Annotated in this window: 20 protein-coding genes and 1 pseudogene; 3 read left to right on the forward strand and 18 right to left on the reverse strand. The window is 61.9% G+C overall.

What is annotated here, in order from left to right:
* Nucleotides 1–2: 2 nt before the first annotated feature.
* From BHMPCIPO_RS21665 to queC, 6 genes and pseudogenes are all read right to left on the reverse strand, one after another.
* A pseudogene (locus tag BHMPCIPO_RS21665) lies at nucleotides 3–167 on the reverse strand (Tn3 family transposase); the annotation flags it as partial.
* Nucleotides 168–457: 290 nt separating this feature from the next.
* Nucleotides 458–1,321, reverse strand: coding sequence for an alpha/beta fold hydrolase (locus BHMPCIPO_RS21670; RefSeq protein ID WP_173518890.1), 864 nt, complete (start codon nucleotides 1,319–1,321; stop codon nucleotides 458–460).
* Between the two features lie 144 nt (nucleotides 1,322–1,465).
* Nucleotides 1,466–1,816 (reverse strand): DUF488 domain-containing protein, encoded by a 351-nt coding sequence (locus BHMPCIPO_RS21675; RefSeq protein WP_173518891.1) that lies wholly within the window; start codon nucleotides 1,814–1,816, stop codon nucleotides 1,466–1,468.
* Between the two features lie 87 nt (nucleotides 1,817–1,903).
* Nucleotides 1,904–2,641, reverse strand: coding sequence for a 7-carboxy-7-deazaguanine synthase QueE (queE, locus tag BHMPCIPO_RS21680; RefSeq protein WP_173518892.1), 738 nt, complete (start codon nucleotides 2,639–2,641; stop codon nucleotides 1,904–1,906).
* Nucleotides 2,638–2,994, reverse strand: a complete 357-nt coding sequence (queD, locus tag BHMPCIPO_RS21685; protein ID WP_173518893.1) for a 6-carboxytetrahydropterin synthase QueD — start codon at nucleotides 2,992–2,994, stop codon at nucleotides 2,638–2,640. The genes queE and queD overlap by 4 nt, the downstream gene beginning before the upstream one ends.
* Entirely contained in the window at nucleotides 2,994–3,704 is a 711-nt protein-coding gene (gene queC, locus BHMPCIPO_RS21690) for a 7-cyano-7-deazaguanine synthase QueC (RefSeq protein WP_173518894.1), read from the reverse strand. The genes queD and queC overlap by 1 nt, the downstream gene beginning before the upstream one ends.
* Nucleotides 3,705–4,049: 345 nt before the next feature.
* Between queC and BHMPCIPO_RS21695 the strand changes: the two genes are divergently transcribed.
* Nucleotides 4,050–5,066 carry a GSU2403 family nucleotidyltransferase fold protein gene (locus BHMPCIPO_RS21695; RefSeq protein ID WP_173518895.1) on the forward strand — a complete coding sequence of 339 codons (1,017 nt, stop codon included), beginning with the start codon at nucleotides 4,050–4,052 and terminating at the stop codon, nucleotides 5,064–5,066.
* A gap of 761 nt (nucleotides 5,067–5,827) precedes the next feature.
* On the opposite strand, the gene BHMPCIPO_RS21700 is transcribed toward BHMPCIPO_RS21695, so the two are convergent.
* The 9 genes from BHMPCIPO_RS21700 to BHMPCIPO_RS21740 all read right to left on the reverse strand — a co-directional run bounded on the left by BHMPCIPO_RS21700 (nucleotide 5,828) and on the right by BHMPCIPO_RS21740 (nucleotide 17,333).
* Nucleotides 5,828–6,184: an SPW repeat protein gene (locus BHMPCIPO_RS21700; RefSeq protein ID WP_057255411.1), complete on the reverse strand. Its 357-nt coding sequence runs from the start codon at nucleotides 6,182–6,184 to the stop codon at nucleotides 5,828–5,830.
* A 318-nt stretch (nucleotides 6,185–6,502) separates the two neighbouring features.
* Complete coding sequence (gene ggt, locus BHMPCIPO_RS21705; RefSeq protein WP_173518896.1) at nucleotides 6,503–8,242, reverse strand: gamma-glutamyltransferase; 1,740 nt, start codon at nucleotides 8,240–8,242, stop codon at nucleotides 6,503–6,505.
* A gap of 249 nt (nucleotides 8,243–8,491) precedes the next feature.
* Complete coding sequence (locus tag BHMPCIPO_RS21710) at nucleotides 8,492–10,105, reverse strand: GMC family oxidoreductase (RefSeq protein WP_173518897.1); 1,614 nt, start codon at nucleotides 10,103–10,105, stop codon at nucleotides 8,492–8,494.
* 21 nt (nucleotides 10,106–10,126) lie between these two features.
* Entirely contained in the window at nucleotides 10,127–11,344 is a 1,218-nt protein-coding gene (locus tag BHMPCIPO_RS21715; protein ID WP_173520132.1) for a mandelate racemase/muconate lactonizing enzyme family protein, read from the reverse strand.
* A gap of 236 nt (nucleotides 11,345–11,580) precedes the next feature.
* Nucleotides 11,581–13,005, reverse strand: a complete 1,425-nt coding sequence (gene aldA, locus BHMPCIPO_RS21720) for an aldehyde dehydrogenase (protein WP_173518898.1) — start codon at nucleotides 13,003–13,005, stop codon at nucleotides 11,581–11,583.
* A gap of 194 nt (nucleotides 13,006–13,199) precedes the next feature.
* Nucleotides 13,200–14,105, reverse strand: a complete 906-nt coding sequence (locus BHMPCIPO_RS21725; RefSeq protein WP_173518899.1) for a LysR substrate-binding domain-containing protein — start codon at nucleotides 14,103–14,105, stop codon at nucleotides 13,200–13,202.
* A gap of 317 nt (nucleotides 14,106–14,422) precedes the next feature.
* A complete protein-coding gene (locus BHMPCIPO_RS21730; RefSeq protein ID WP_173518900.1) occupies nucleotides 14,423–15,421 on the reverse strand; it encodes a TRAP transporter substrate-binding protein in 999 nt (332 codons plus the stop codon).
* Between the two features lie 29 nt (nucleotides 15,422–15,450).
* Complete coding sequence (locus BHMPCIPO_RS21735; RefSeq protein ID WP_173518901.1) at nucleotides 15,451–16,716, reverse strand: TRAP transporter large permease; 1,266 nt, start codon at nucleotides 16,714–16,716, stop codon at nucleotides 15,451–15,453.
* Nucleotides 16,716–17,333, reverse strand: coding sequence for a TRAP transporter small permease (locus tag BHMPCIPO_RS21740; RefSeq protein WP_173518902.1), 618 nt, complete (start codon nucleotides 17,331–17,333; stop codon nucleotides 16,716–16,718). The genes BHMPCIPO_RS21735 and BHMPCIPO_RS21740 overlap by 1 nt, the downstream gene beginning before the upstream one ends.
* A gap of 88 nt (nucleotides 17,334–17,421) precedes the next feature.
* Between BHMPCIPO_RS21740 and BHMPCIPO_RS21745 the strand changes: the two genes are divergently transcribed.
* The gene (locus BHMPCIPO_RS21745) at nucleotides 17,422–18,081 is read left to right on the forward strand and encodes a GntR family transcriptional regulator (RefSeq protein WP_173518903.1); all 660 of its coding nucleotides are present in this window, start codon (nucleotides 17,422–17,424) and stop codon (nucleotides 18,079–18,081) included.
* A gap of 473 nt (nucleotides 18,082–18,554) precedes the next feature.
* Here BHMPCIPO_RS21745 and BHMPCIPO_RS21750 read toward each other — a convergent pair whose 3' ends face one another.
* The 3 genes from BHMPCIPO_RS21750 to BHMPCIPO_RS21760 are packed head-to-tail and all read right to left on the reverse strand — an operon-like array spanning nucleotide 18,555 to nucleotide 23,552.
* Nucleotides 18,555–21,716, reverse strand: coding sequence for an efflux RND transporter permease subunit (locus BHMPCIPO_RS21750; protein WP_173518904.1), 3,162 nt, complete (start codon nucleotides 21,714–21,716; stop codon nucleotides 18,555–18,557).
* Between the two features lie 27 nt (nucleotides 21,717–21,743).
* Entirely contained in the window at nucleotides 21,744–22,892 is a 1,149-nt protein-coding gene (locus BHMPCIPO_RS21755; RefSeq protein ID WP_376741679.1) for an efflux RND transporter periplasmic adaptor subunit, read from the reverse strand.
* Nucleotides 22,893–22,949: 57 nt separating this feature from the next.
* Nucleotides 22,950–23,552, reverse strand: coding sequence for a TetR/AcrR family transcriptional regulator (locus tag BHMPCIPO_RS21760; RefSeq protein ID WP_376741680.1), 603 nt, complete (start codon nucleotides 23,550–23,552; stop codon nucleotides 22,950–22,952).
* Between the two features lie 248 nt (nucleotides 23,553–23,800).
* Between BHMPCIPO_RS21760 and BHMPCIPO_RS21765 the strand changes: the two genes are divergently transcribed.
* The gene (locus BHMPCIPO_RS21765; RefSeq protein WP_173518906.1) at nucleotides 23,801–24,769 is read left to right on the forward strand and encodes a DUF808 domain-containing protein; all 969 of its coding nucleotides are present in this window, start codon (nucleotides 23,801–23,803) and stop codon (nucleotides 24,767–24,769) included.
* Nucleotides 24,770–24,774 lie beyond the last annotated feature (5 nt).

Genomic DNA, 24,774 nt, shown 5'->3' on the forward strand with positions numbered 1-24,774 from the left:
TTGCCGGCGACCATCGTGGCGGCGCACCGGAAGAGATCGGGCCAGTTGGAAACGATCAGCTCTTCGCGGATTTTGCCGCCGATCAGGCCGCGCAAGTCCTTCGGCATTGCTGCAGGATAGAACACGTAGAGTCGTTTTGAGGGCAGATCGCGGATGCGCAGGATGGGCCGATAGCCGATGCGTTGAGTGCTGAAGGCCGCAGCTACCGTTGGGTCGCGCGCGACCTTGGTATGTCGGCAGAGGAGTAGCCGCAGGCCCTCGATGAAGCCATCCCGTCCCCAGCGGAAACTCGCGCGTTCATGAAACACCGCGACGGTTCCGTCCTTCACTATCGACAATCGGCCGCGACCTTCCGCAACGGCGCATGGCGGTTGCGAAGCGACAAGCTGTAGGCTGGTCGCTCCACAATGGGGGGAAGTCACCCCACCAAGGCACCACTCTCGCGGCAGTCTCGCACTTACGGGAACATGCCCTTTGGCGTCTCGCCCTTCAGGAAGGGCTCGGTGAACGCGTATAGGAGATCCGTCTGGTTGATGACCGCGGTGTGCGACGTCGCCGGCAGGATCGCAAGGCGAGAGGCGGCGAGCGGCTTGCCCATGTCGCCCATCGCTCCGCCGCCGAGCAGGCGGAACAGCGCAACATTGTGTTCGAGCGTCGCCACGTCGGCATCGCCGGCAATGATCAGAACCGGTACCTTCAGAGCCTTGACGTCAGCCTCCCAGGCCATCGGCTCCTTTTCGAGCTGGATGAGCTTTCTCGCCAGTTCCGGAAAGCCGTCCGGGTTGGCGGCGAGCTTGCGATAGTCTTCGGCAAAGGGCAGGCCGACGATCATCTCAACGGTCATTTGCGGGATGACCGCCTTGAACTCCGGCTGCCAGCCCTCGGCATCATAGGCGACGGATGCGGCCACGAGCTTGTTGACCTTCTCCGGATGCCGGATCGCGAGCTGCAGACCGGCGGCCGCGCCCATCGAATAGCCGAAGACGTCGGCCTTCTTGAGATCGACGGCATCCATGAAGGCGGCGACATCGTCAGCCAGGTTCGGATAGGTGATCGGCCGGTCGATATCGGTCGTGCGGCCATGGCCCTGCAGCTCGACCACGTAGACCTTGTGGGTCTCGGCAAGCCTCGGGATGATCTCGCCCATCGACGGAATGTTCATGTAGGCGCCGTGCAGCACGACCAGCGGTTCACCCTCGCCCGAGACCTCGTAATACATCTTCATGCCGTTGACATCGACGCGATTGCCGATCGGCTCGGCCTCGGCAGTCGCGGTGCCGAAAATTAGCAGGGCGCCTGCGATCAAAGCGGTACGAAACATTCTCAATCTCCCTGTTGCCAGCGCGGTCCAAAACCGCCGTCGAGATTAAGACGTGCGGCAACCGCCCGTCCCGACATTGACGGCCAAGAAACTTCGCGGTTTTTCATGCAGCAGGTGGCTCGCAGATCGGGGCGTCCGTTATCGCTATGCTCGCCCCAGCATATGGGCCTTGAGGACCTCGGCGTGATTGTGCGTCTCGTCCTTCACGCTGTAGAGCAAGGTTACCGGGCCTTCTTCGATGAGGTTGCGCAACTGCTCGACCACGGCCCGGTTCCCGTCGAGCTCGGCAAGGTAACGTTTGCTGAACTCGGCCCAGGTGCCCTGATCTCCATGAAACCAACGGCGCAGTTCCGTCGTCGGCGCGATCTCCTTCAGCCAGAGATCGACCGCGGCTTCCGCCTTGGTCAACCCCCGCGGCCACAGGCGATCGACGAGGATGCGCATTCCGTCGCTGTCGGCTTTCGGCTCGTAGACACGTTTCGTGCTCAGTTGCATGACCGCCCCCCGCGCATCCCCACCGTTGGAGCATAGACCAAGGCCTTTGTCCAATCGCGCTCCGGTGATCTGGCAACGGCCGGGGCGTCACACCCCGCGCCTGTTGCCCCAGAGCAGGACATGCAACTGCGGCAGAACGCGGGCCTCGAACCAGCGATCCTCCGTTACCTTGCCGACGAGCCAGAGCATGCGGTCGATGATACCGTCGATATCGACGGTGGCGTTGTCGTCATCAGGCGGTGGCGGCGTGTGGTTGCCGGGCTGCAGGTAGAGCGGCAGATGCGGATAACGAGCCGCGACGTCACGCGCATAGGCATAGTCGCGCTCGTCGAACACGACGATTTTCAGCGCCACCTCAGGCTTTCCCGCCGCCATCAAAAGACAGTCGTCGAAGTCGTGCCAGTTCGTTTCCATGCCGCTCGACGGCGGCTTCGGGCTCAACACCAGGACGTCGAGATCGGCGAACCAGTCCTTCGCGATACTGCCCTGCGTCTCCAGGGCAAACCGGTAACCATCCTTTCGCCCACGCGCGATCAGGGGGCCGAGCGGCTGGATCGCCGGATTGCCGCCGGACAGCGAGACCGTGAGCGGCTTGCCGCCCGATAGCCGGATCACTTCGCTCCAGATCTGCTCCACCGTCATCGGCAGCCATTGGTCGCGGTATTCGCTGTCGACGGCATGCAGCGTATCGCACCAGCTACAGCGATAATCGCAGCCGCCCGTGCGCACGAACACGGTCGGCAGGCCGATCAGTATGCCCTCGCCCTGGATCGTCGGGCCGAAGATCTCGCTGACGCGGATGCGCGTTTCGCCGGGTCCGGTCATGGCCGGTATTCCGCCCAGGTCTTCGGCGTCTCGCTGACGCGCACCGCCGACGTTTCGGGCAGCCTCGCCTTGCACCAGTCGTAGAAATGCTTCGCCAGAAATTCGGCCGTCACCTGGTCGTGGCCGAGAACATCGTTGAGGTGACGATGGTCGAAGCTCTCATCGATATAACGCTTCAGGGGTGCCAGCTCGTGATAGTCGCGGACAAAACCGTGGACATTCAATTCCTCGGCAGCGAGTTCGACTTCGACGACGTAGTTGTGGCCATGCAGCCGGGCGCATTGGTGGTCAGCCGGCAGGCTCTTCAGCTGATGCGACGCGGAGAAATGGAACTCCTTGGTGATCCGAAACATCACTTCACCTCCTCTGCCGCATATGCCGAGGTCGCAGCCACCCAGAAATCCGGATCCTCATAGTCGGTCGGATCCGCAACGCCGGCGAGATGGAAGGCCTCGCGCCGCTCGACACAGGTGCCACAGCGACCGCAGTGGCGGGCGCCGCCCTTGTAGCAGGACCAGGTCTCTTCAAAGGGTGTCGCATGGCTTGCGCCGTCGGCGACGATATCCGCCTTTGAGATCGTCACGTAGGGCGCATAGAGCGCGACCTTGGCGTAACCATCGAGCGCGTGGTTCTGCATCGCCTGGAACGCGTCGATGAAGCCGGGTCGGCAGTCGGGGTAGATGAAATGGTCGCCGCCATGCACGGCGACGGCCACCGCATCCGCCTTCTGTGCCGCCGCCAGTCCGAAGGCAATGGCGAGCATGATGGCGTTGCGGTTCGGAACAACCGTCGCCTTCATCGTTTCCTCGGCATAGTGGCCGTCGGGCACGTCGACGTCATCCGTCAGTGCCGATCCGGTGAGATGCGTACCTATCGTGCGGATGTCGATGATCTGATGCGGAACGCCGAGGCGCCGGGCGCAAGCCGCGGCAAAGTCCAGTTCCTTGCGGTGTCGTTGTCCGTAGTCGAACGAGAGCAAGCCAACAAGCTCCCGCTCGGCTGCGACCTTGTGGGCAAGCGATACCGAGTCCAATCCGCCGGAGCAGATGACGATGGTCTTCATGATAGGTGTCCTTGTTTTGACCGGGTAGGCTGCGACCGGATTACAGGGTGCCTTCTAGGACAAAGCAGGGGCGATGGGAAGCGTTATGTTTGTTCTCTCTCTCTCTCTCTCTCTCTCTCTCTCGGTCGTGGTGGGTTTATATCGACCGCCTTCGGGAGCGGCCTCTGGCGTAATCTGGGCGCGCTTCGGCTGCGAATGACGGGAGAACGTGCGCCCGCTGGTTGCAATCAGCAAATAGCAACTCCAAACACAACCACAAGGCACGCACCAGAGAGAATATGCCGTTGTTTTTATACCTTTTGTCCTGCAAAATCAAAAAAATCAGAATTTGCAGGACAAAACTTTATGGTTGAAATCGTAACCCCATACACTGATGAACAGCGGCGCGTTCTCATCAACATCGAACAACACTATGACGTGTGGCTGGGTGTGGAACGCGCCCTGCTAACGCTCCCTTATGGGATGAAATGGGCAGAACGCTCGGGCAAACAATACCTTTACGAATTGCTCGACAGAACCGGGAACGCGAAAAGTCTGGGAGCCAGGTCTGAGGAGACCGAAGCTGCCTACGAAAGGTTCCTCCGCACTAAGGATGACCTAGCAGGACGACTGCTAGAAAGCCGCAAGAGATTAGCCGAAACCTGCGCCCTCTATCGCTCCCTCCTATTACCACAGATACCTTCGGAGGCGGCTAAAATCCTCAGGGAGGCTGACAAGCGTCGAATGCTGGGGGAAAAGCTGTTGGTTGTGGGTACAAACGCTATGCCGGCTTACAACATCGAAGCCGGCGGGCGCATAAATGACGCCCCCGATGAGACCGATGACTTCGACATGACGTGGTCGGCGCTTATAAAGGACGATACCGGCGGCGGCGTCATGTCCATGCTGAAGGCAGCCGACAGCACTTATACAGTCAACACAGAGAGAACCTTCCAGGCCAGAAACGCAAAGGCGTTTGAGTTCGAGTTGTTAGCTGCGCCATCTACGGTTTCCAATATGCTCCAAAACGACAGGCCCAGTCCGCTTCCCCTACCAGAGCAGGAATGGCTGTTGTTGGGTCGGCATGTGAACCGCGTCGTTGTAGGGCGAGATGGGACGCCGGCTCGGCTCGTCGTTCCCGATCCTCGGTACTTTGCGCTTCAAAAGCTTTGGATGGCCGATCAGGACAAGCGCAACTTTCTGAAACGACCCAAGGATGTCAAGCAAGGCTCCGCAGTGCTCGCCGCGATCGCAGCCTCGATGCCTCATTTTCCCCTGGATGAGCGGTTCGCGCAGTCACTGCCTGCAGAACTCAGTCCGTACTTCGACCAATGGCGGTCTACGTACAATGAAACTCCCGCAAAATCTCCCTCTTGGTGGTAATCCAGATTGGTGGCTCGTCCCATTCTTCAGCCGATCTTAATCCGTAACCGGCACAAAACCCGCGACCACATCGCGCACCCGAACGCCGTAAAAGTCCATCGATACCCGCGAGGATACGATTGAGCGGCTTGTCCCGAGTACCTTTTTTCGAGGACGAGGTCCTCACGAGTTATGTCGCGCGCGTAGCGCGAGCTAATGGCCGATCGTCGTCCTCGACGGCCGGAAACCTATCAAGCGAGCCGCCAAAATCACTCAAAAATCGATAACAATTTCAGATACTTAGAGCGCGGTCAGATTAGCCTGTCATTTGGGACATTTTGCGGTGACGCAGGCTGCGCTAACCCTCTGAAATTGTTGGTACGACTAGGTCAAACTCCGTGTCTTTCCACATGTTGTTCGTGCTCTGCCTCGGCAACGCCGGGACCGTCATCTGAGCTCTCCATCACACCCCGGCGCTTCACCCGCGTGCCGGTTCCGGCTTGCTTGATCGCATCCTGAACTGGGTTGGCGATGGCCCGTCTGAGGGAAACCGCGAACGAGTTATCGATCGCCAGACTGGGTGGCGGCAATGTTGCGGCACAACTCGACGTCATCCACGGTGCCAGCCAATTCTTTGAAATCGCGCAAATCTGAAAGGAGATCGTTCTACGCGTTTTCAGGATTTGCTCTCAATCCGGGAAAAACAAAAGTTTGCATCGAAACATGCTACCTGTTCGCGGCCCGGAGCTGCGGCGCCGGGCCGCGACCTTCGCTGCTCATCATCATGCATGCGCATGCGGGTGCTGCCGTTCGTCCCAGACCGACCAGATCGCGAGCGCAGTCACCAGTGCCCCGAGGACGACATGCGTCCACATGGGATTGGCGCTGGTCGAGAAGCCGAGCAGCCAGGGGGAAGCGATCAGCCAGAGCCCGACGACGAGGCTTGCCCATTCCTCCCATTCCGCAAACATGGCCAATGTTGCGATCGCCAGAACGCCGAGTACGACGCCAGCGGCCCAGGCGTTCCAAGCCGGAACGCTCTCGACAACAAAGCCCATGATCCAGGGGGAGATGAACAGGCAGACGGCGAGAACCAGATTGATCCAGTCCTGCGCTTTCTTTCCTTCCATCAGTGCCATGACAACCTCCACGAATGAAGCTTGATCAAAGCGCACGACCGCGTGCGGCGCACGCTCTGGAAACTATAATAAATTCAATCAAAAGCGCTTTCAAATCTTTTTCGCGCGAGCATCCGGTGATCGCACCTGCGGAACCGCGCGGCGAACCGGCGATCCGCCGCTTTCCCGGGTGGCACCGTCTTGCCACCATCGTCTCGCCAAAACTCTAGATCACGATGATTTTGGGTCGGGTCGACCCAAAATCATAAACGTGATCGATTCTAATAGGTTGGAGCGGGATGCGGGCGGAAAACCGCACACACTTTTCCTCATCCCGCTCTAGTAGCCGCGCGCAGCGCCTGCGCCGATGCGGCTGTCTACCGCGCCGTTGTAGCGGGCGCCGCCGCCGGACTCGATGTCGGAGAGACTCTCGCCGCCGACGAGAATGCCGGTCGCCTGCCCCCAGATCGTCCAGTTTTCGTCGATCTGGACCTTGTGGCCCATTGCCGAGAGAAGCTTGCGGGTATCGGGCGAGAGGGCATAGGGCTCCATGAAGACCTTGTCCGGCAGCCATTGATGATGGATGCGCGGCGCGTCGACCGCTTCCTGAATGTTCATGCGATGATCGATCACATTGAGGATTGCCTCGAGCGTGATGGTGATGATGCGGGCGCCTCCGGGGCTGCCGATCACCATGAAGGGTTTGCCATCCTTGGAGATGATCGTCGGGCTCATCGACGATAACGGCGTCTTGCCGGGCGCGATCGCGTTCGCCTCGCCCTGGACGAGCCCGTAGAGATTGGGCACGCCGGGCTTGGCGGTGAAGTCATCCATCTCGTTGTTGAGGAGGATACCGGTTCCAGGCGCCACCACGCCGGCGCCGAAGGAGCCGTTCAACGTATAGGTGACGGCGACGGCATTGCCCTCGTCGTCGATGATCGAATAGTGGGTCGTCTCCTTGCTTTCGCCGAAGCCCTTGGGGATCAGCGCCGCGGAGACGCCGGCACGGAACGGATCGATCTTGGCGCGGATCTCCTTCGCATAGGCCTTGTCGGTGAGCTTGGCGACCGGGTTTTCGACGAAATCAGGGTCGCCGAGCGACGTGTTGCGGTCGACATAGGCGTGGCGCATCGCCTCGATCATCGCGTGAACCGTGTCTGCGGCGCCGTAACCCATATAGGAAAGCGGATAGCCTTCGAGAATATTGAGGATTTCGCAGATGATGACGCCGCCGGAGGACGGGGGCGGCGAGGAAATGATGTCGTAGCCGCGATAGTTGCACTTGACCGGCTCCAGCTCGCGCACCGCATAGCGCTCGAAGTCTGCTTTCGCCAGAATACCACCCTTCTCGGCACTGGCCTTGACGATCGCATCGGCAATCGCGCCCTTGTAGAAGGCGTCGGTTCCCTTTTCGGCGATGCTGGACAGAGACGCCGCAAGATCTGTCTGAACCAGCTTCTCGCCGACCACGAAGGGCTTGCCGTCCTTGAGGAAGATCGCGGCGGCCGCCGGATCCTTGGCGAGCCTATCGGTCTCGCCGTCGAAGGAGTCGATATCGCCTTGCTCCAGCACAAAGCCGTCCTTGGCAAGCGCGATCGCCGGCGCGATCAGGTCGGCCAGCGGCTTCGTGCCGTAGCGGCTGCGGGCCACTTCGAAGCCCATGACCGGCCCCGGCACGCCGACGGCAAGATAGCCCTCGGTGCTCAGCCCTTTGACGACATCTCCCTTGTCGTCGAGATACATGGTCTTGGTCGCCGCCTGTGGCGCCCGCTCGCGGAAATCGAGGAAGGTCGTCTTGCCGTCCTTGAAGCGGATGGTCATGAAACCACCTCCGCCGATATTGCCGGCAGTCGGGTAGGTGACAGCCAGCGCGTAGCCGACGGCAACAGCGGCATCCACCGCATTGCCACCGCTCTTCAACACCGCAACGCCGACATCCGATGCCAGGTGCTGGGCGGTGACGACCATGCCGTGCTCGGCCTTCACCGGCTCCGGCGAGGCCGCTCGGCCCTCTATTGGCGCCAAGCTCAGCGCGAGAAACAAGGTAACGGGCAGGCTCTTCAAGCGGAAACTCAGCATGCGTCTCTCCCTCGCAGGCGTTGCTCGCAGTGCTTTGCCGACGGCCGCAGCGCGGACGCCCCTCACCGCAGCAAATGCGGCGGCAACAATCTCTTGGCCAGGCAAGCACTGATTGTGGGCAGCTATGAAGTCAACGGAGTATAGCCACGCTCGATCGGCGATGGCAATTCACACCTGGCCAATCGCAGCGCTTGCATTCGCGGCCGGCGAAGCCCCAGCCAGCGAACGGTGGACCATTCGGACCCCGCGTCAGGCGGCATCCGCCAGGATGAGATCGGCGCCCTTTTCCGCAACCATCATCGTCGGCGCATTGATGTTGCCGGCGGTGATGTTCGGGAAGATCGAGGCGTCGACGACGCGCAAACCCGGAACGCCATGGACCCGCAGGCTGCCGTCGACGACGGAGGTCGCCTGATCCGGCCCCATCGTGCAGGTGCCGCAGAGATGGTAGATCGACCCGGAGTTTTCGCGGAAATAGTCCATCAGAGCCTCATCGCTTTCCACGCGCGGCACCGGCGAAATCTCTTCCGCGGTCAGCGAGGAGAGCGCCGAGGCAGAAGCGATCCGGCGGACGAGCCGGCTTCCCTGCAATACCTCATCGATGTCGCGATCGGTCGTCAGGTAGTTCGGGCGAATGAGCGGCTTCTGTGCGGGGTCGCCGGACGCGATCGAGATGCTGCCGCGGCTCGTCGGCCGGCAGGAATTGAAGCAGATCAGGTAGCCGGGATAGGGCTCGGGCTTCAGGCCCGCCTTTGGATCCTTAGGGATGCGATACGACAGAGGATTGAAATAGAGCTGAATGTTCGGTCGTTCTTCATCTGGCCTGCCGCGGAAGAAGCCGCCGGCCTGGTTGACGCTCATCGAGAACGGACCCTTGCCGGTCAGCAGATATTGGAGGCCGAGGCGCATCTGGCCGAAGAGACTGCCGAATTCGTCGTTGAGCGTCGGGATCGTCGCGCGATAGTAGAAGCTGGCGCAGAGGTGGTCCTGCAGGTTCTGGCCGACGGCCGGCAAGTGTCGCCGCGTTTCCATGCCGAGCGTGGAGAGTTTCGCGCCATCGCCGATCCCGGAGAGCTGCAGCAACTGCGGGCTGCCGACCGCGCCGGCGGCGAGAATGACCTCACGCGCAGCCGTGAAGCGCCGCCGCTCTCCGTTCTGGAGAACATCGACGCCGGTCACACACCCATCGTCCCCAAAGACCAGCCGCTCGGCCTGGGCATAGCGCTCGATCGCAAGATTCGGCCGCTTCAGCGCCGGCCGAAGATATTCCGCGCTCGAATGCGACCGGCGGCCGTTGTTGGTGTTGACGTCGTAGACGCCGGCCCCTTCGATCGAGGCGCCGTTGAAGTCCTCGTTCAGCGGCAGTTGCAGCGATCCGCAGCTTTGGAGAAAGGCGTCGGTGATCGGGTGCGTCATGCCGCGCATCGGCGTGATATGGATCGGGCCTTCGCCGCCATGCCATTCTGACGATCCGCGCGCATGGGTTTCGAGCCGACGAAAATAGGGCAGAACGTCGTCATAACCCCAGCCTGCATTGCCGGCGTTTTTCCAATCGTCGAAATCGTCGCGCGCGCCGCGCACGAAGATCATAGCGTTGATCGATCCGGAGCCACCCTGGACTTTGCCGCGCGGCACATAGATGCGGCGATCCTGCAACTCGCCCTCCGGCTCGCTCGAATACATCCAGTTGACCCGCGGATTGTAATAGTTGCGGGCATAGCCGACGGGGATCTTGAACCAGAAGGAATTGTCGTTGCCGCCCGCCTCGATCAAGAGGACGCGGTGCCGGCCATTCTCGCTGAGGCGGCTCGCCAGGATGCAGCCTGCCGACCCGGCGCCGACGACGATATAATCGTGGATCATCTCCAAATCCTATCGTCGCAGTTATCCGCGCGCCGGTGCGAAGGCCTTCACGTCGGCCGGCCGGCTGTCCATCTGCAGGTGCAGACGCTCGCCGGCATAGGGCGTGTGCTCTTCGACAACCTCCAGGTCGAGTTCGATGCCGAGCCCGGGCTCGCGCGAGGGGATCAGGTAGCCATCGTCGAAGGCGAGCTTGGTCTTCAGCACATCCGCATGGAAACCGGAGAAATCGAGGATCGCCTCGTGGATCAGGAAATTCGGCGTCGCGGCCGAGAGCTGGATGCTCGCCGCGGCGCCCACCGGACCGTTGTAGAGATGCGGGGCGATCTGGGCGTAATGGGCCTCGGCCATGCCGGCGATCTTCTTCGCCTCCAGCAGGCCGCCGACGCGTGCGACGTTCATCTGCAGGATCGACGCCGCCTTGAGCTCAAGCACGCGTTGAAATTCGTATTTCGTCGTCAGGCGTTCGCCGGTCGAAACGGGAATCGAGGTTGCGCGCGCCACTTCGGCCATGGCCGCTTCCTGTCCCGGAGGAACGGGCTCCTCGAACCAGAGCGGGTCATATTTTTCCAGGCGCCGCGCCAGCCGGATGGCCGAGGACGGCACCATCTGGCCGTGGGTCCCGAAGAGGATATCCGCGCTGCTGCCGACCGCGTCGCGTATCTTGCGGCAGAACTCCTCGCAGCGATCCATGACGCCGAGCGAAAGCTGATGGCCGGAATAGTTGGTGTAGGGACCCGCGGGATCGAACTTGACCGCGGTGAATCCCATTTCGACCATCTCGACGGCGCATTCGGCCGCAAGATCCGGGTCGTTGAAATCGAACTCGCCGGCGGCGTTCTTCGGGTAGAGATAGGTATAGGCGCGGAGCTTCTCGTGCACCGTTCCGCCGAGCAGATCTGACACAGGCCGGCCGGCTGCCTTGCCGATGATGTCCCAGCAGGCGATCTCAAGTCCGGAGACGATGCCCATCATCGTCGGATCAGGGCGCTGGGTGAAGCCGCTCGAATAGGCCGAGCGCCAGAATCGCTCGATCTGATGGGGATCACGGCCGAGCAGATGCCGCTCGAAGACGTCCTCGATCAGCGGCGTCATGACGCTCGGATGGAACGAGGTCGCATAAATCTCGCCGATGCCCTCGATGCCGCAGGCGGTCGTGAGGCGTACGAAGATCCAGTACATTCCGCCCACATGCGGCGGCGGAACGGCGACGGCATAGGTCTTGAGCGACGCGATTTTCATGTGTGTCATCCCTTTTTCGTGGGGCGGACCATTAGAACCAGGGGGCGATCACGATCAGCGCCAGTTGCAGATAGCGGCTGCGAGTCGCGGCGGATGGCGCGGCGGTATCGGTTTCGGCAATTGAGCTCACAGGTCGTCTCCTCCCCCTGCCGGTAGCGAGAGCGCCGCCATCGGCCCGGTATTGATGTCGGTCAGCAGTTCCGGTTTCCGGCCGGACTTGCGCAATCTCGAAAGGTTTAATGTTTGAGCACCACGAGGCGCGTCTGGGTGAATTCCAGCATGCCATGCTTGCCGTCATCACCGCCGAGACCCGAACGTTTCCAACCAGCGTGGAAGCCCTGATAGGGATCGGCCGGGAAGCGGTTGACATAGAGTTCACCAGCCTCGATCGCCTCGCTGGCGCGCATCACCGTGCGATAGTTCTCGGTGAAGAGCACCGAACTCAGGCCGAACTGATGGTCGCTCGCCTTCGCAAACGCTTCCTCGAAGGTGGCGTAACGGAGAACGGCGAGCACCGGGCCGAAGACTTCTTCGCGAACGATCTCCATCTGCTGGCGGCAGCCGGAAATCAGCGTCGGCGGATAGAAATAGCCGTCTCCCTCAGGCAGGTAGCCACCGGTCTCAACGACGCCGCCTTCCGCCCGCGCCTGCTCCACCATGGCGTGAACCCGCTTCTGCGCGGCGGCGTTGGCGAGCGGCCCCATGCGGGTAGCGTCCTCGGCGCGGTCGCCGAAGGCGCGGCCGGCAAAACCTTCGCGCAGCTTGGCGAGCAGCCGATCATGCACGCTTTCGTGCACGTAGAGCCGCTCTGCGCTGGTGCAGACCTGGCCGCAATGGGTGGTCTTGGCGGCGATGATCATCCCGGCCACCGCATCAAGATCCGCGTCCGGCTCGACGATCACGGGCGTCTTGCCGCCCAGTTCGAGCGACGGCTTGGCAATATTTTCCTTGCAGTATTCGAGCACGACACGACCAGCCGACACGCTTCCCGTCAGGGTGATCATGCCGACACCAGGATGGGTGCAGAGCGTCTTCGCGACGTCGTGCGACATCGTCAGGATGTTGACGAGTCCTTCCGGCAAGCCTGCCTCGGCGACGGCCTCGGCAAAAACGAAGGCCGAGGTCGGCGTGTTGTTGCTCGGCCGCACGACGACGGCGTTTCCGGCAATGAGCGCTGGTGCGATCTTCCGCACCAGCGTGTAGATCGGATAGTTGAACGGGATCAGGCAGGCGACCACTCCGATCGGCGTGCGCTTGAGGAGAAGCGTTTCGCCAGGATTGTCGCTCTCGATCACCTCACCTTCGATGCGACGGGCCCACTCGGCGTGATAGCGCATCAGTTCGGCGCCGTAGATCACTTCGGCCGTCGCGTCGGCAAGGCTCTTGCCCGACTCTTTTGCGAGCGCGGCACCAATGTGCTCGGCCCGACTTTCCAGCACTGCCGCAAGGCGGCGGAGCGCGTCGCCGCGCTGGATGGCCGGCAGCGCCGCCCAGGCGCGTTGCGCCTTCGCCGCGGCATCGACCGCCGCCCTCGCCTCGTCGTCCGTTGCCGCCGGCACCGACGCGAAGACCTGGGCCGTTGCCGGGTTGCGGACCTCGATCATGGCCGTGGATGGGCTTTCGATGAAACGACCGCCAGAGAAGTTGCGATAAGGGCCCATGGCATCTCAGAAACGTTCGCCGCTCTCTGCGCGCCTTTGGCAACGCAGGAAAGCAGATTGGCGGGAGAGCGCATTACGAGCGACGGCCAGGCTCCCTCCCCGATCGGAACCGTCCCGAAAACTGATGCGACGATGAAGACGAGGGCACAAGCGAGTAATTTTCGATGAGAGCATTCCAAAAAGGAATGCTTGGCTCAGGCGGTCCGCTCAGTCGCGACCTCCGCCAGCAGCCAGGCGCGGAACGCTTGCACCTTGGGATCGCTTCCGGATTTCGGTCGCGCCACGAACCAGTAGGATTCATGGCCTGCGACCTCGACGTCGAAGAGCTGCACCAATTGTCCCGACTGCAACTGGCCACGCACCATCGAGCGGTCGGCGACGGTGACGCCCAGCCCGGCGCAAGCCGCCTCGATCGCGAGATCGAGCAGGTCGAACTCGAGGCCGCCGCGGGTGTCGACATCCTGGAAACCCGCCGCATCCAGCCAGTGGCGCCAGGTCAGATAGCGCCGGTCGGGCGAGGCCAGCACATGCAGGAAGGTGAAGCGCTGAAGATCGGTCGGCCCTGCGACTTTCACCCCTTCGAGAAGCGAAGGCGCGCAGACGACCACATGTCGCTCCGTCATCAGAATGCTCGTATCCAGCATCGGCCACTCGCCGTCGCCAAAGCGGATGGCGCAGTCGAGAAGCCCGCGTTCGGCAAGCGTGTCCGTGGCCTCAGTGCTGATACTGACGTCCACATCCGGCATGACCTCACGCAATCGAGCCAGACGCGGCAGCAGCCAGCGCTTGGCGAAGGTCGGCGGTACGTTGATCCGTAAGCGATTCTGGTTGCTCTTCTCGGTTATGCTGCGCAGCGAGACTTCGATGCTGTGAAACGCCGCCTGGATCGTCGCCAGCAGTTCGGCGCCGGCGGGCGTCAGGTCGAGATGATGGTGGCGGCGGATGAGGAGGTCCTCGCCAAGCTCGTCCTCGAGATTGCGGACCTGCCGGCTGACGGCGCTCTGCGTCAGGTTGAGGCGCTCGGCCGCCCGCGTGAAGCTGCGGGTTTGCCCAACCACTTCGAAGACCTTCATCGCCGACAGTCCAGGAAGTCTTCGCATCGCTATTTTAGCCTCGGGATAGGGAGCGCTGACATCTGCGTAGACGCCAACGCGAGATCGACACGCACTTTTGCGTGCCGCGCCTTGGCGCACAAGCAGGAAAATCGGCATCGTTTTCCAGGAGGATTTCTCGGCTCGATTGTTCCAGCCCTTGTAGGACCGGTGCTCGACCGTTGCCATGAGGTCATCCCGTTTCCATGCCCGCCCAACTGAAATCGCCACTACGATTATCCAGGGCACGCCGGAGGCCGACGGTCCGCACCCTGTCTTCCGAGGATACGGACCACCAGTCGTCAGTCGCTTGGGCGTTGGGCGGCTCAGAGCGTCGCGCCGACCTTGCGCAGGTCCGCGAGTATCGGTGCCTTCGGCAGCCAGATTTTGTCGTATTCGGCGATGATCCTTGCCGCATCGGCGACCTGCACATCCTTGATCGGAATCGGGGCGGCAGCGAACTGTTCGAGCAGTTTCGGCTCATTGGCCACCGTCGCGTCAATCTGAGCGTCGAGCGCTGTCTTGGTGGCCTTGCTTATCAGCTCGCGATCGGCCTCCGGCAGGGTCTGCCAAACGCGACCAGATGCCAGCGCAACGCAGGGCATGAAGATGGCGTTCATCTTCAGCATGGTCTTCGCTACCTTGTCGAAGCGCTGGTTCCACGAGAAGTCCAGATCGGCCTCGAGACCGTCCACCTGACCATTCGACATGGCATCAAATACAGCCGGCGTCGGGATCGGCGTCGGGGCCGCGCCGAGCAACTGGTAGAAATCGCGGTAGGCGGGCGTCGTGTTGATACGCAGCTTCATGCCGTTGAGGTCTTCAAGACTGCTGATCTCCCTGGCGGAGAAGACCACACGCATAGTGGTGATGCCCCAAGCGAGCCCGATCGTGCCGGTTTCCACCGGCAGGACGTCAAGCAGCTTCGTGGCGATCGGATCGCGAACGAGCTTGGCGACCTTGGCCGTGGAATCGACCACCCAAGGCGCGTTGATCGCAGCGACCGAGGGAATTCGCGAGCCGAGCTCGGCTGTCATGATCCAGCCGAAGTCGAGCGCACCGCTCTGCATCTGCTGCATCATCGCGGCTTCGTTGCCCAACTGGTTGGCCGGGAAGACTTCGATCGACAAGCGGCCATTGGTCTCGGCCTTTAGCGCTTCGCCAACCTTCAGGGCCGCATTGTTCCAGGGATGGCCCGGAGGCGTTGTGATGCCGAGGCGGAACACGCGCGCATCCTGGGCGCGCAGGATAGACGGCGTGCCAAGCGTGAAGACGGCGGCACCCAGTGCTGAATTGCGGATGAAGGTTCTGCGTGTAAGCGTCATGTCACTTCCTCTGGTTGGTTCGCTTTTGTTTATCGGATCATGAAGGTCGAGAGTGTCGGGAAGATCGAGAGAAGGACGAGCAACAGGCACGACACGAAGAAGAAGGGCAGCGTCACGATGAACATCTTGCCGGGCTTGGCGCCGGTTACCGCGGCGGCGACGAAGAAACAAAGGCCAACCGGCGGCGACAGGAAACCGAGCACCAGGTTGATGACCACGACCACGCCGAAGTGAATAGGGTCGATACCGTAAACCTCGGTGGCAATCGGCAACAGGATCGGAACCGTCATGATCAGGCCGGGCGCACCGTCGATGACAGTGCCGATGACCAGCAGGATGACGTTAACCAGCAGCATGAAGGTGATCGGATCGGACGCGATGGCCTGAACCCAGCTCGCAACCTTCTGCGGTACCATGCCGTAGACCAGCACCCAGGAAAACACGCCGGCTGCCGCGACGAGGAACAGCACGACGGCGGAATAGATGCCGGCGCGCAGCAGCATGGTCGGGATTTGCGACAGCTGCAGTTCTCCGATCCAGTATCGGCCGACGAGCACGGCGGCAACGGCGCCGACGGCGGCGGCCTCGGTGGGGTTGGCCAGCCCGCTGAGAATGGAGCCAACGATGATCACCGGGATCAGCAACGTCGGCAGCGCGTTGAGAACCGTGCGCACGCGTTCGCGCAAAGTTGCTCGTTCGCCGCGGGGGTAATTGTAGACATAGCCCATCGCCGCGATGATGCAGCAGAACGCGACCGTGAGGAGGATGCCCGGCACGATGCCGGCAGCCAGCATGTCGCCGACGGGTATCTGTGCGAGAACGCTGTAGACGACGAACATGATTGACGGCGGGATGATTGGCCCGAGCATTCCGGCATAGGCCGTAAGGCCGGCGGCAAACGTCTTGTCGTAGCCCTTCTTCTCCATTTCCGGCACCATCATCTGCGCCATGATAGCGACCTGCGCCGTCGCCGAGCCGAGGATCGACGCCACGAACATGTTCGCAAGCAAGTTCACATAGGCGAGACCGCCCTTCATCGCACCGACGAAGGCCATGGTCATCTCGATGATGCGCTTGGTGATGCCTCCGCCGTTCATGATTTCGCCGATCAGCACGAAGAGCGGAATGGCGATCAATCCGTAATTGTCGACGCCGCCGAAGAGCTGTGTCGGGAAGCTCTGGAAGAGCAGCGGATTGCCGGAGGCGTAGATGTAGACCACGCTGACGAGGCAGAGACAGATGCCGATCGGAACGCCGACCAGCATGAAGATCAGAAATGCAGCGCCGGTAACCATCAGTTGACCCCCTCTGCGCTCTTGAACTCGGGATGGGTTCGGCGTTCGCACCAGCCGAGATCCTCCACGATGTTTGCAAGGCCGTGCAGCGTCATGGTGATCGCAAACAGGGGAATCACGAGATTAACCGCCCAGGTCGGCCAGTTCAGCGTCTGGGTGCGCTCGGTGTAGAGGAAGTTGAAGCTCCCAGCGGCGTAAGCCTTGGCATCGAAGCCTGCGCTGGCGATTCCAATGGGATCAAGCCAGACGTAGCACATGGCCGCGAGCGCGATCGCAAACGCAATCAGCAGCGATGTTGCCAGGATCTGCATGACGCGCGCGGCCGAGGGCGAGAGCCTTTCCGTCAGCAATGTCATGGAAAAGTCCAGTCGCAACCGCGTGAGCGCAGAGCCACCGATGAATGTGAGCCAGACCATGGCGTATACCGCCGCTTCATCGACCCAGTAGAGCGGCATGCCGGTGTAGCGGGTTACGACATTCAGCAGGATCAGGCTTACGAGTACGCACATGAAGCCGCCGACGGCAATCTTCTCGACAGCAAGGATCCCCTCCGACAGGCGTACGATAAGACGCGCCGCGGGCGCGAATTTTCCGCCCGTGGCGGGTTGATTGGTCATGACGTTCCCCCAATTTTCGTATAATGTAAATTTTATACATTTTACGAGTCAACTGGCTTTTTTTCCTTTTTCATGTAGCGGATACGCCATGGCTTCGACTTTGAAACACCGCACGCTCTCCGGCGCCCTGCTCGAGGAAATTCGGCAGGCCATCCTCTCCGGCCGTTATCCCGCAGGCAGTCAGTTGCGACAGGATGCGCTTGCCGAAACCTATGGCGTCAGCCGTATCCCAATCCGCGAGGCACTGTTCCAGCTTGAGGCGGAGGGGCTGGTGCGGATCGTGCCCCAGAAGGGAGCGATTGTCTCAGAGCTGTCGCAGGCGGAGATCGATGACGTGTTCGAGCTGCGCGCACTTCTGGAGCCACGTCTCTACCGTCGCTCCGCCCCCCTCTTGTCGAAAGCCGATTTCGATCAGTTGGAGCAAATTCAGGCAAGCTACGTCCGCGCCATCAAAGGCGGAGAAATCAATCGGTATGGCCAGCTGAACGCCCAGTTGCACGTCGCACTTTATCAGCGCGCCAACATGCCACGTACACAGCAGATCGTCGCGTCGCTCCTCCAGACCAGCGATCGCTACACCCGCGTCCAGCTGTCGAGCATCGATGCGATGAACCGCGCCATGGATGAACATGCCGAACTTATTCGCCTGAGCCGAGCCGGCGACTTCGAGATGGCGGCGAAATTGTTGGAAGCTCACATCGTTACGGTTAGAACTGATCTTCTGGCTGTTCTCAAGCGGCAGAACTGATCACGGAGAGATGTCTCCTTATCGAGCGGTGAGCGAACGACATAGGCCGCCACCGAAGATCAGGCGACGACACTCGTCACGATATTCCGATGCGCCATGGCGCGGAAACGATGAACGTGTGTGGCGAGAGCAGAGCGGCTGCGATGCGGCGCGACGAAGAGATTTCCGGTGCGGAGAAGATAGTCATGAAACGTTGTAGTTCGCTGATCGGAGCCCTGCATTATTCGCTCTCCGGTCTGCGGGTGGAGCGGAATTCGCGACTATATCTGGATGAACTACTGCCTGTTCAAGTATCTATGGCACGGCCACGCTCTGTATATCATGGCGTGAGCTGAGGCGGCTGAAAGCCGCCCCTTCTTCAACTCCAGATCCTTTCATTGGAACAGTGAAAGGATCTGGCTGTTTGAATGACGCAATTCTGGACGGAAAAACCGTTTCTCACTTTCTCGGAATTTCCCCAAGGCGCCGTGGCGCTATTCCGCCGCCACGGCCGGAGGATAAGCATGCGGCTCGTCGCGCCCGGCATTCGGATTGACCTCTTCCGCCTTCTCCGGATCCGCACGCTCCTTCTTGGGCTCGCGCCCGAAGAACAAGGCGTAGCCGGCGGGCAACACCAGAATGGTTAATACCGTCGCGACCAGGATGCCGCCCATCATGGCGTAGGCGAGCGGTCCCCAGAAGACACCACGGGAGATCGGGATCAGCGCCAGCACCGCCGTCAGCGCCGTCAGCGTGATCGGGCGGAAGCGTCGCACGGCAGAGCCGACGATCGCCTCGGCCCGGTCCATGCCGGCGGCGATGTCCTGGTCGATCTGATCGACGAGAATGATCGAGTTGCGCATGATGATGCCGAGCAGCGCGATCACGCCGAGGATTGCGACGAAACCGAAGGGCGCCCCGCTGATCAGCAGTGCGGCCGCGGCACCGATGATGCCGAGCGGCCCGGTGGCGAGCACCAGCATCGCCTTGCCGAAATGCTGGAGTTGTATCATCAGCAGGACGACGATGACACCGAGCATGATCGGCGCCTTGGCGGCGATCGAGGCCTGGCTCTCCGCTGAATCCTCGGCGCCGCCCTGAATGCTGATGCTGTAGCCGGCGGGCAGGCTGTCGCGCAGCGACTGCATGTCGCCGAACATCTTCATCGCCACGTCATTCGGCTGCACGCCATCCGGCAGGGTGCCGCGCACGGTGATCGTCGGCAGGCGGTCGCGGCGCCATTCGATGCCCTGTTCGAGCACGGGCACAACCTTGGCCACCTGCGAGAGCGGAACGAAGCCACCGAAGTCGGTCGGGATGTAGATGGAGTCGACCGAGCTCAAGAACTTGCGGCTCTCCGCCGGCTCACGCGCGACGATCGCCACCGTTTCCTCGCCATCGCGGAAATTGTCGAGCGGCGCACCGGTGACGCTCGCCTGCAGCATCTGGCGGATGCGCTGCGAGGTCACGCCGAGCGCGCGGGCGCGATCCTGGTCGATCACCAGCTTCATGCCCGGCACCGGCTCCAGCCAGTCGTCGTGAACGGCACCCAAGAGCGGGTTCTCGTGGAACTTCGCCTTCACCCGGTCGGCGATGCGCCTGACCTCCTCGCGGTCCGGTCCCATGACGCGCATCTGGACGGGCCAGCCGGTCGGCGGACCGAGGAACAGCCGGTCGACCTTGGCCCGGATCGACGGGAAGTCGGCGGCGAGGATCGCACGCATCTTGGCAATCAACCGCTCGCGCGCCAGCTCGTCCTTGGCCATGACCAGAAGCTGGACAAAGTTCGGATTGCGCAACTGCTGATCGAGCGGCAGGAAGAAGCGCGGTGCGCCCTCGCCGATATAGGTGGCGATGAAGCGCTTGTCCTCGTCGTCCATCATGCGGGCTTCGAGCGCCTTCGCCTGCTTCTCCACTTCCTTGATGCTGGTGCCCTCGGGCAGCCACAGGTCGACGAGAATTTCTGGTCGCGACGACTGCGGGAAGAAGTTCTTCGGAATGAACTGGAAGGCCCAGAGGCTGACCAAGAAGATGACGAGCGTCGTCGAGAGCACGATGATGCGATGGCGCACGGCCCAGGCGACGGTCGAACGCAGATGCCGATAGAAGCGCGTGTCGAAGACATCGTGATGGTTGCCGGCATGGCTGCGCTGTTTGAGCAGCATATTGCCGAGCCAGGGTGTAAAATAAACGGCGACGAACCAGGAGACGACGAGCGCGATGCCGACCACGTAGAACAGCGAACGCACATATTCGCCAGCCGTCGAGGCGGCGAAGCCGACCGGAATGAAGCCGGCGGTGGTGATCAGCGTGCCCGTCAGCATCGGGAAGGCGGTGGAGGTATAGGCGAAGCTCGCGGCCTCGACCTTGACGAGCCCCTCCTCCAGCTTCCGCTCCATCAACTCCACCACGATCATGGCGTCGTCGACCAGCAGGCCAAGTGCGATGATCAGTGCGCCGAGCGAGATGCGCTGCAGATCGATGCCGAGCTCATACATGATGGCGAATGTCGCAGCCAGCACCAGCGGGATGGTTATCGCGATCACCAGGCCCGAGCGCCAGCCGATCGACAGGAACGAGACGACGAGAACGATCGCGAGGGCTTCGCCGAGCGCCTTCATGAACTCGCCGACCGCCTCCTTGACGACCTCCGGCTGATTGGAGACCTGGTCGACCTGGACGCCATAGGGCAGCGACGCCTCGAAGCGCTCATAGGTCGCTTCCACCGCTTTGCCAACATCCGTCACCTTGAAGCCCTTGGCCATGACCACGCCGATCTGAACGCTATCCTGGCCATTGAAGCGGAACTTGCGCGAGAAGGGATCCTCGAGCCCAGAGCTTACCGTCGCGATGTCGCCGAGCCGGGTAATCTGGCCACCAGCGCGAAGCCTGAGGTTCTTCAGGTCCTCGACCTTGTCCAGGCCGCCCTCGACGGAGATGCGCACCGAGCGCGAGCCGGTATCGACGGAACCCGCCGGGTCGATATTGTTCTGGCCGGCAATGGTGCTGCGCAAATCGTTCAGCGTCAGGCCGCGCTCGGCCAGCACCTTGGAAGACACGTCGATGAAGATCTTCTGCGGCTGGTCGCCGATGATGACGGCCTTCTCGACGCCCGGCGTCGTCAGGAGCATGTCGCGCGCCTGGATCGCGAACTTCTTCAGTTCCGGATAGCTGTATCCCTCGCCGCTCAGCGAATGCAGAGTGATGAAGGTGTCACCGAACTCGTCGTTGAAATAGGGCCCGAGCAAGCCTTCTGGCAGCTCGCTGGAGATGTCGCCTACCTTCTTGCGGACCTGGTAGAAGGCGTCAGCCACCTGCTCGGCGTTGGTATCGCCTTCGACCTGCAGCGTGATGATCGCACTGCCAGCGCGCGTATAGGAGCGGACGAAATCGAGATGCGGCGTTTCCTGCAGCTTGCGCTCGATCTTGTTGACGACCTGGTCCTGCATTTCCTCGATCGAGGCGCCTGGCCAGAAGGCCTGCACGACCATGACGCGGAAGGTGAAGTCCGGGTCCTCCTTCTGCCCCATGCGCATCAGGCCGAAGACGCCGGCGAGAATGATGAGACCGAACAGGAAACGCGCCATGCTCGGATGCGCGATCGCCCAGCGCGAAAGATTGAAGGGCCGCTTTTCTTCGGAAGAGGAGGTCGTCATCGGCTCGGTTCCGCTATCCTGGTAACGTCAGCGCACGAGGCTGGTTTCGGCTGCCGCAGCAGCTTGGCGCATCGTATCGTTGGAGATGGTCACCTTGAGATCGTCGGTCATGAACTGCGTTCCCGCAGCAACGACGAGGTCGCCGACATTGAGGCCCTCGGTGACCCGCACGCCATCGGTGGTGAAGTCCGCAAGCGTGACCGGCCGGCTGCGGACCGTTTCCGTACCGCGATCGACGACCCATACGATCGGATAGCCGTCCTTCTCAGCCAACGCGCTCAAGGGGACGGAGACGAAAGGAGTGCCGCTGCCAGCGGAAGCCTCGACGGTCGCGGTCATGCCGAGCAGGACCCGCGGGTCATTCGGCAGGCTGACGCGCACCGAGAAGGTCCGCGATTGCTGGTCGGCGCTGCCGGCGACCTCGCGCACCATGCCGTCGAGCGACAGGCCCGCATCGGACCAGATCCCGACCTTGACCGGCAAACCGGCCTTGAAGTTGCCGATTTCGGTCTCGGGTACCGCGACCTGGACTTCCTTTTCGCCTTCAACGGCAACCGTGGCAACAGGCGTGCCAGAGCCGACGACCTGGCCGACATCGGCGTTGATCGCGGTAACGATACCCGGCCGGTCGGCGACGAGGCTCGTATAGACCACCTGGTTCTTCGCCTGGGATAGCGCCGACTTCGCGGCATCGCGCGTGGCGACGGCCTGGTTGTAACTCAGCACCGCCTGGTCGAATTGAGCCTGCGAGGCGAATTTCCTGGCGAGCAGCTGCTTGGCGCGATCGCGCACCAACTCGACCGTCTCGACCTGGCGCTCGGCCGCCTCCAGATTGGCGGTGGCGCTGCGCACCGCGAGCTCGTAGTCGGTCGCGTCGATGCGGGCGAGGCGATCGCCGACCTTGACGCGATCGCCGACATTGACGATCCGCTCGACGATCTTGCCGCTGACACGGAAGCCGAGGTTCATCTCGGTTCGCGCGCGAACCGCACCGGAATAGCTGAGCTGGCGTGCAGCGTCGGCCTGGGCGATCTCGACGACCTTGACCGGGCGCACGACGTCGGCAGTTTCGGATTTTTCTTCCGAGCAGCCGGCGAGCGCCGTCGAGAGGGTGGAAATCAGCGCAATAGTGGCAACGAATGAAATACGGCGGCGAAATTCAATAGGCATAAACATAGTCGCACTCCTGAAAATAGGCCGACGCCGCCACTGGCTGCGCCGGAAACAGTTCGGCTAGACCTTCAATCCCTTGATCGCGAATTCGACCAGTTCTTCCGGCGCGGCGCGGTTTGTCTTGCTGAGACATTGGGCAACCATTTGCGGGTGACAGAGTGTGACCGTCGCCGCACCGAAACAGCGCGACGCCGCATCGGCGTCCTGTTCCGGGAACTCACCGGCGGCGATGCCTTCGCGGATGACGTCGGCGAGAAGCGCATCGATCCTATCGATATGCTTGTCGATGACATGCCACTCGCGTTCGATGGCAACGACCACCATCTCATGCACTTTCGTGTCGTCGAGCATGAGCTCGACGGTCATCTGATGCTGCGCGTGGACGTAACGGCGCAGACGCTCCGTCGCGCTCAATGGCAAGGAGCAGATCTCCTGTGCCATCTGATAACTCGCCGCGAGCATCCGGCCGCAAAGCGCCTGGTGGATCTCCGTCTTGGAGGCAAAGAACCGGTAGATGTTTGCCGGCGACATGCCGAGTTCCTTGGCGATGTCGGCAACATTGGTCTTGCTGTAGCCGAAATGCCGGAACAGCCGCTCCGCGGCATCGAGGATCCGCGTGATGTTGTCCTGGCGCGCCTGGTCCACGACCGTATCATTGCTCACCGGCATTGCCTGCCTTTCGATTTACGACTGACGAATTTTGTATTTCGTCAGTCGTAAATCGAAATGAGACACTCGTCAACGATAGAATCCGTCCACACGATCACGATTTGATAACCAAGACTGCTCTTGCCGCGCGCGGCCGACAGCCCGCGAACGGCATCCGGCGGACGTTGACTCGACACGCCATGGTGGTTACCAGCGCTACTGGAGCCTCGTTTCTCGGATTCTTCTCAAGGGGTTAGCAACTTATGGCCACAGGTCTCATCGCCCTCCTCGACGACATCGCGGCCATCGCCAAGATGACGGCCGCTTCGCTGGACGACGTGGCGGCCCAGACCGCGAAGGCCAGCGCCAAGGCGGCCGGCGTCGTGATCGACGACGCTGCGGTGACCCCGCGCTATGTGGTCGGGCTGACGCCTGAGCGGGAACTGCCGATCATTGCGCGGATTGCCCTAGGCTCGTTGAAGAACAAGCTGCTTTTCCTGCTGCCCGGCGCACTGGTGCTCAGCTATTTCGCACCCTGGGCAATTACGCCGCTCCTGATGCTCGGCGGCATCTATCTCTGCTACGAGGGCGCCGAGAAGCTTTACGGTGCAGTCTTTCCGCATGCGGCCCACGCGCATGAGAAAGCGGTGCTCGGCGAGATGAGCGATCCGGTGGCGCTGGAAAACGAGAAGGTCTCCGGAGCCATCCGCACCGACTTCATCCTCTCTGCCGAGATCATGGCGCTGACGCTGTCGACGGTCACCGATGCCGGCATCTACACGCAGGGCATGGTGCTCGCCGGGGTCGGCATCCTGATCACGCTTGCCGTCTATGGCGTCGTGGCGCTCATCGTCAAAGCTGATGATGCGGGCGTCGCGCTCGCGAAGAACCCGCTGTCGACCTTGAGCCTGTTCGGTCGCGGCCTCGTTCTCGGCATGCCCGCATTCCTGAAAGTTCTGGCCGCGATCGGCACCGCCGCCATGCTCTGGGTCGGCGGCAGCATCCTCGTGCATGGCATGGCGCAACTGGGACAGGCCGGTCCGGAACACTTCATTCACGATGTCTCCGAGGGAGTCGTCCACACGCTGGCCCTCGCCCCGGCGGTCGTCGGCTGGCTCACGACCTCGGCGCTCCAGGCCCTGCTCGCCATCGCCGTCGGCGCCGCAACCATCATCGTCATGGGCAATGTGGTCGCGCCACTCTGGAGTCGTCTGCGGCCGGCGAGGAGCTAGAGCCG

The organism is Ensifer sesbaniae, assembly GCF_013283665.1.
Lineage (GTDB): Bacteria > Pseudomonadota > Alphaproteobacteria > Rhizobiales > Rhizobiaceae > Ensifer > Ensifer sesbaniae.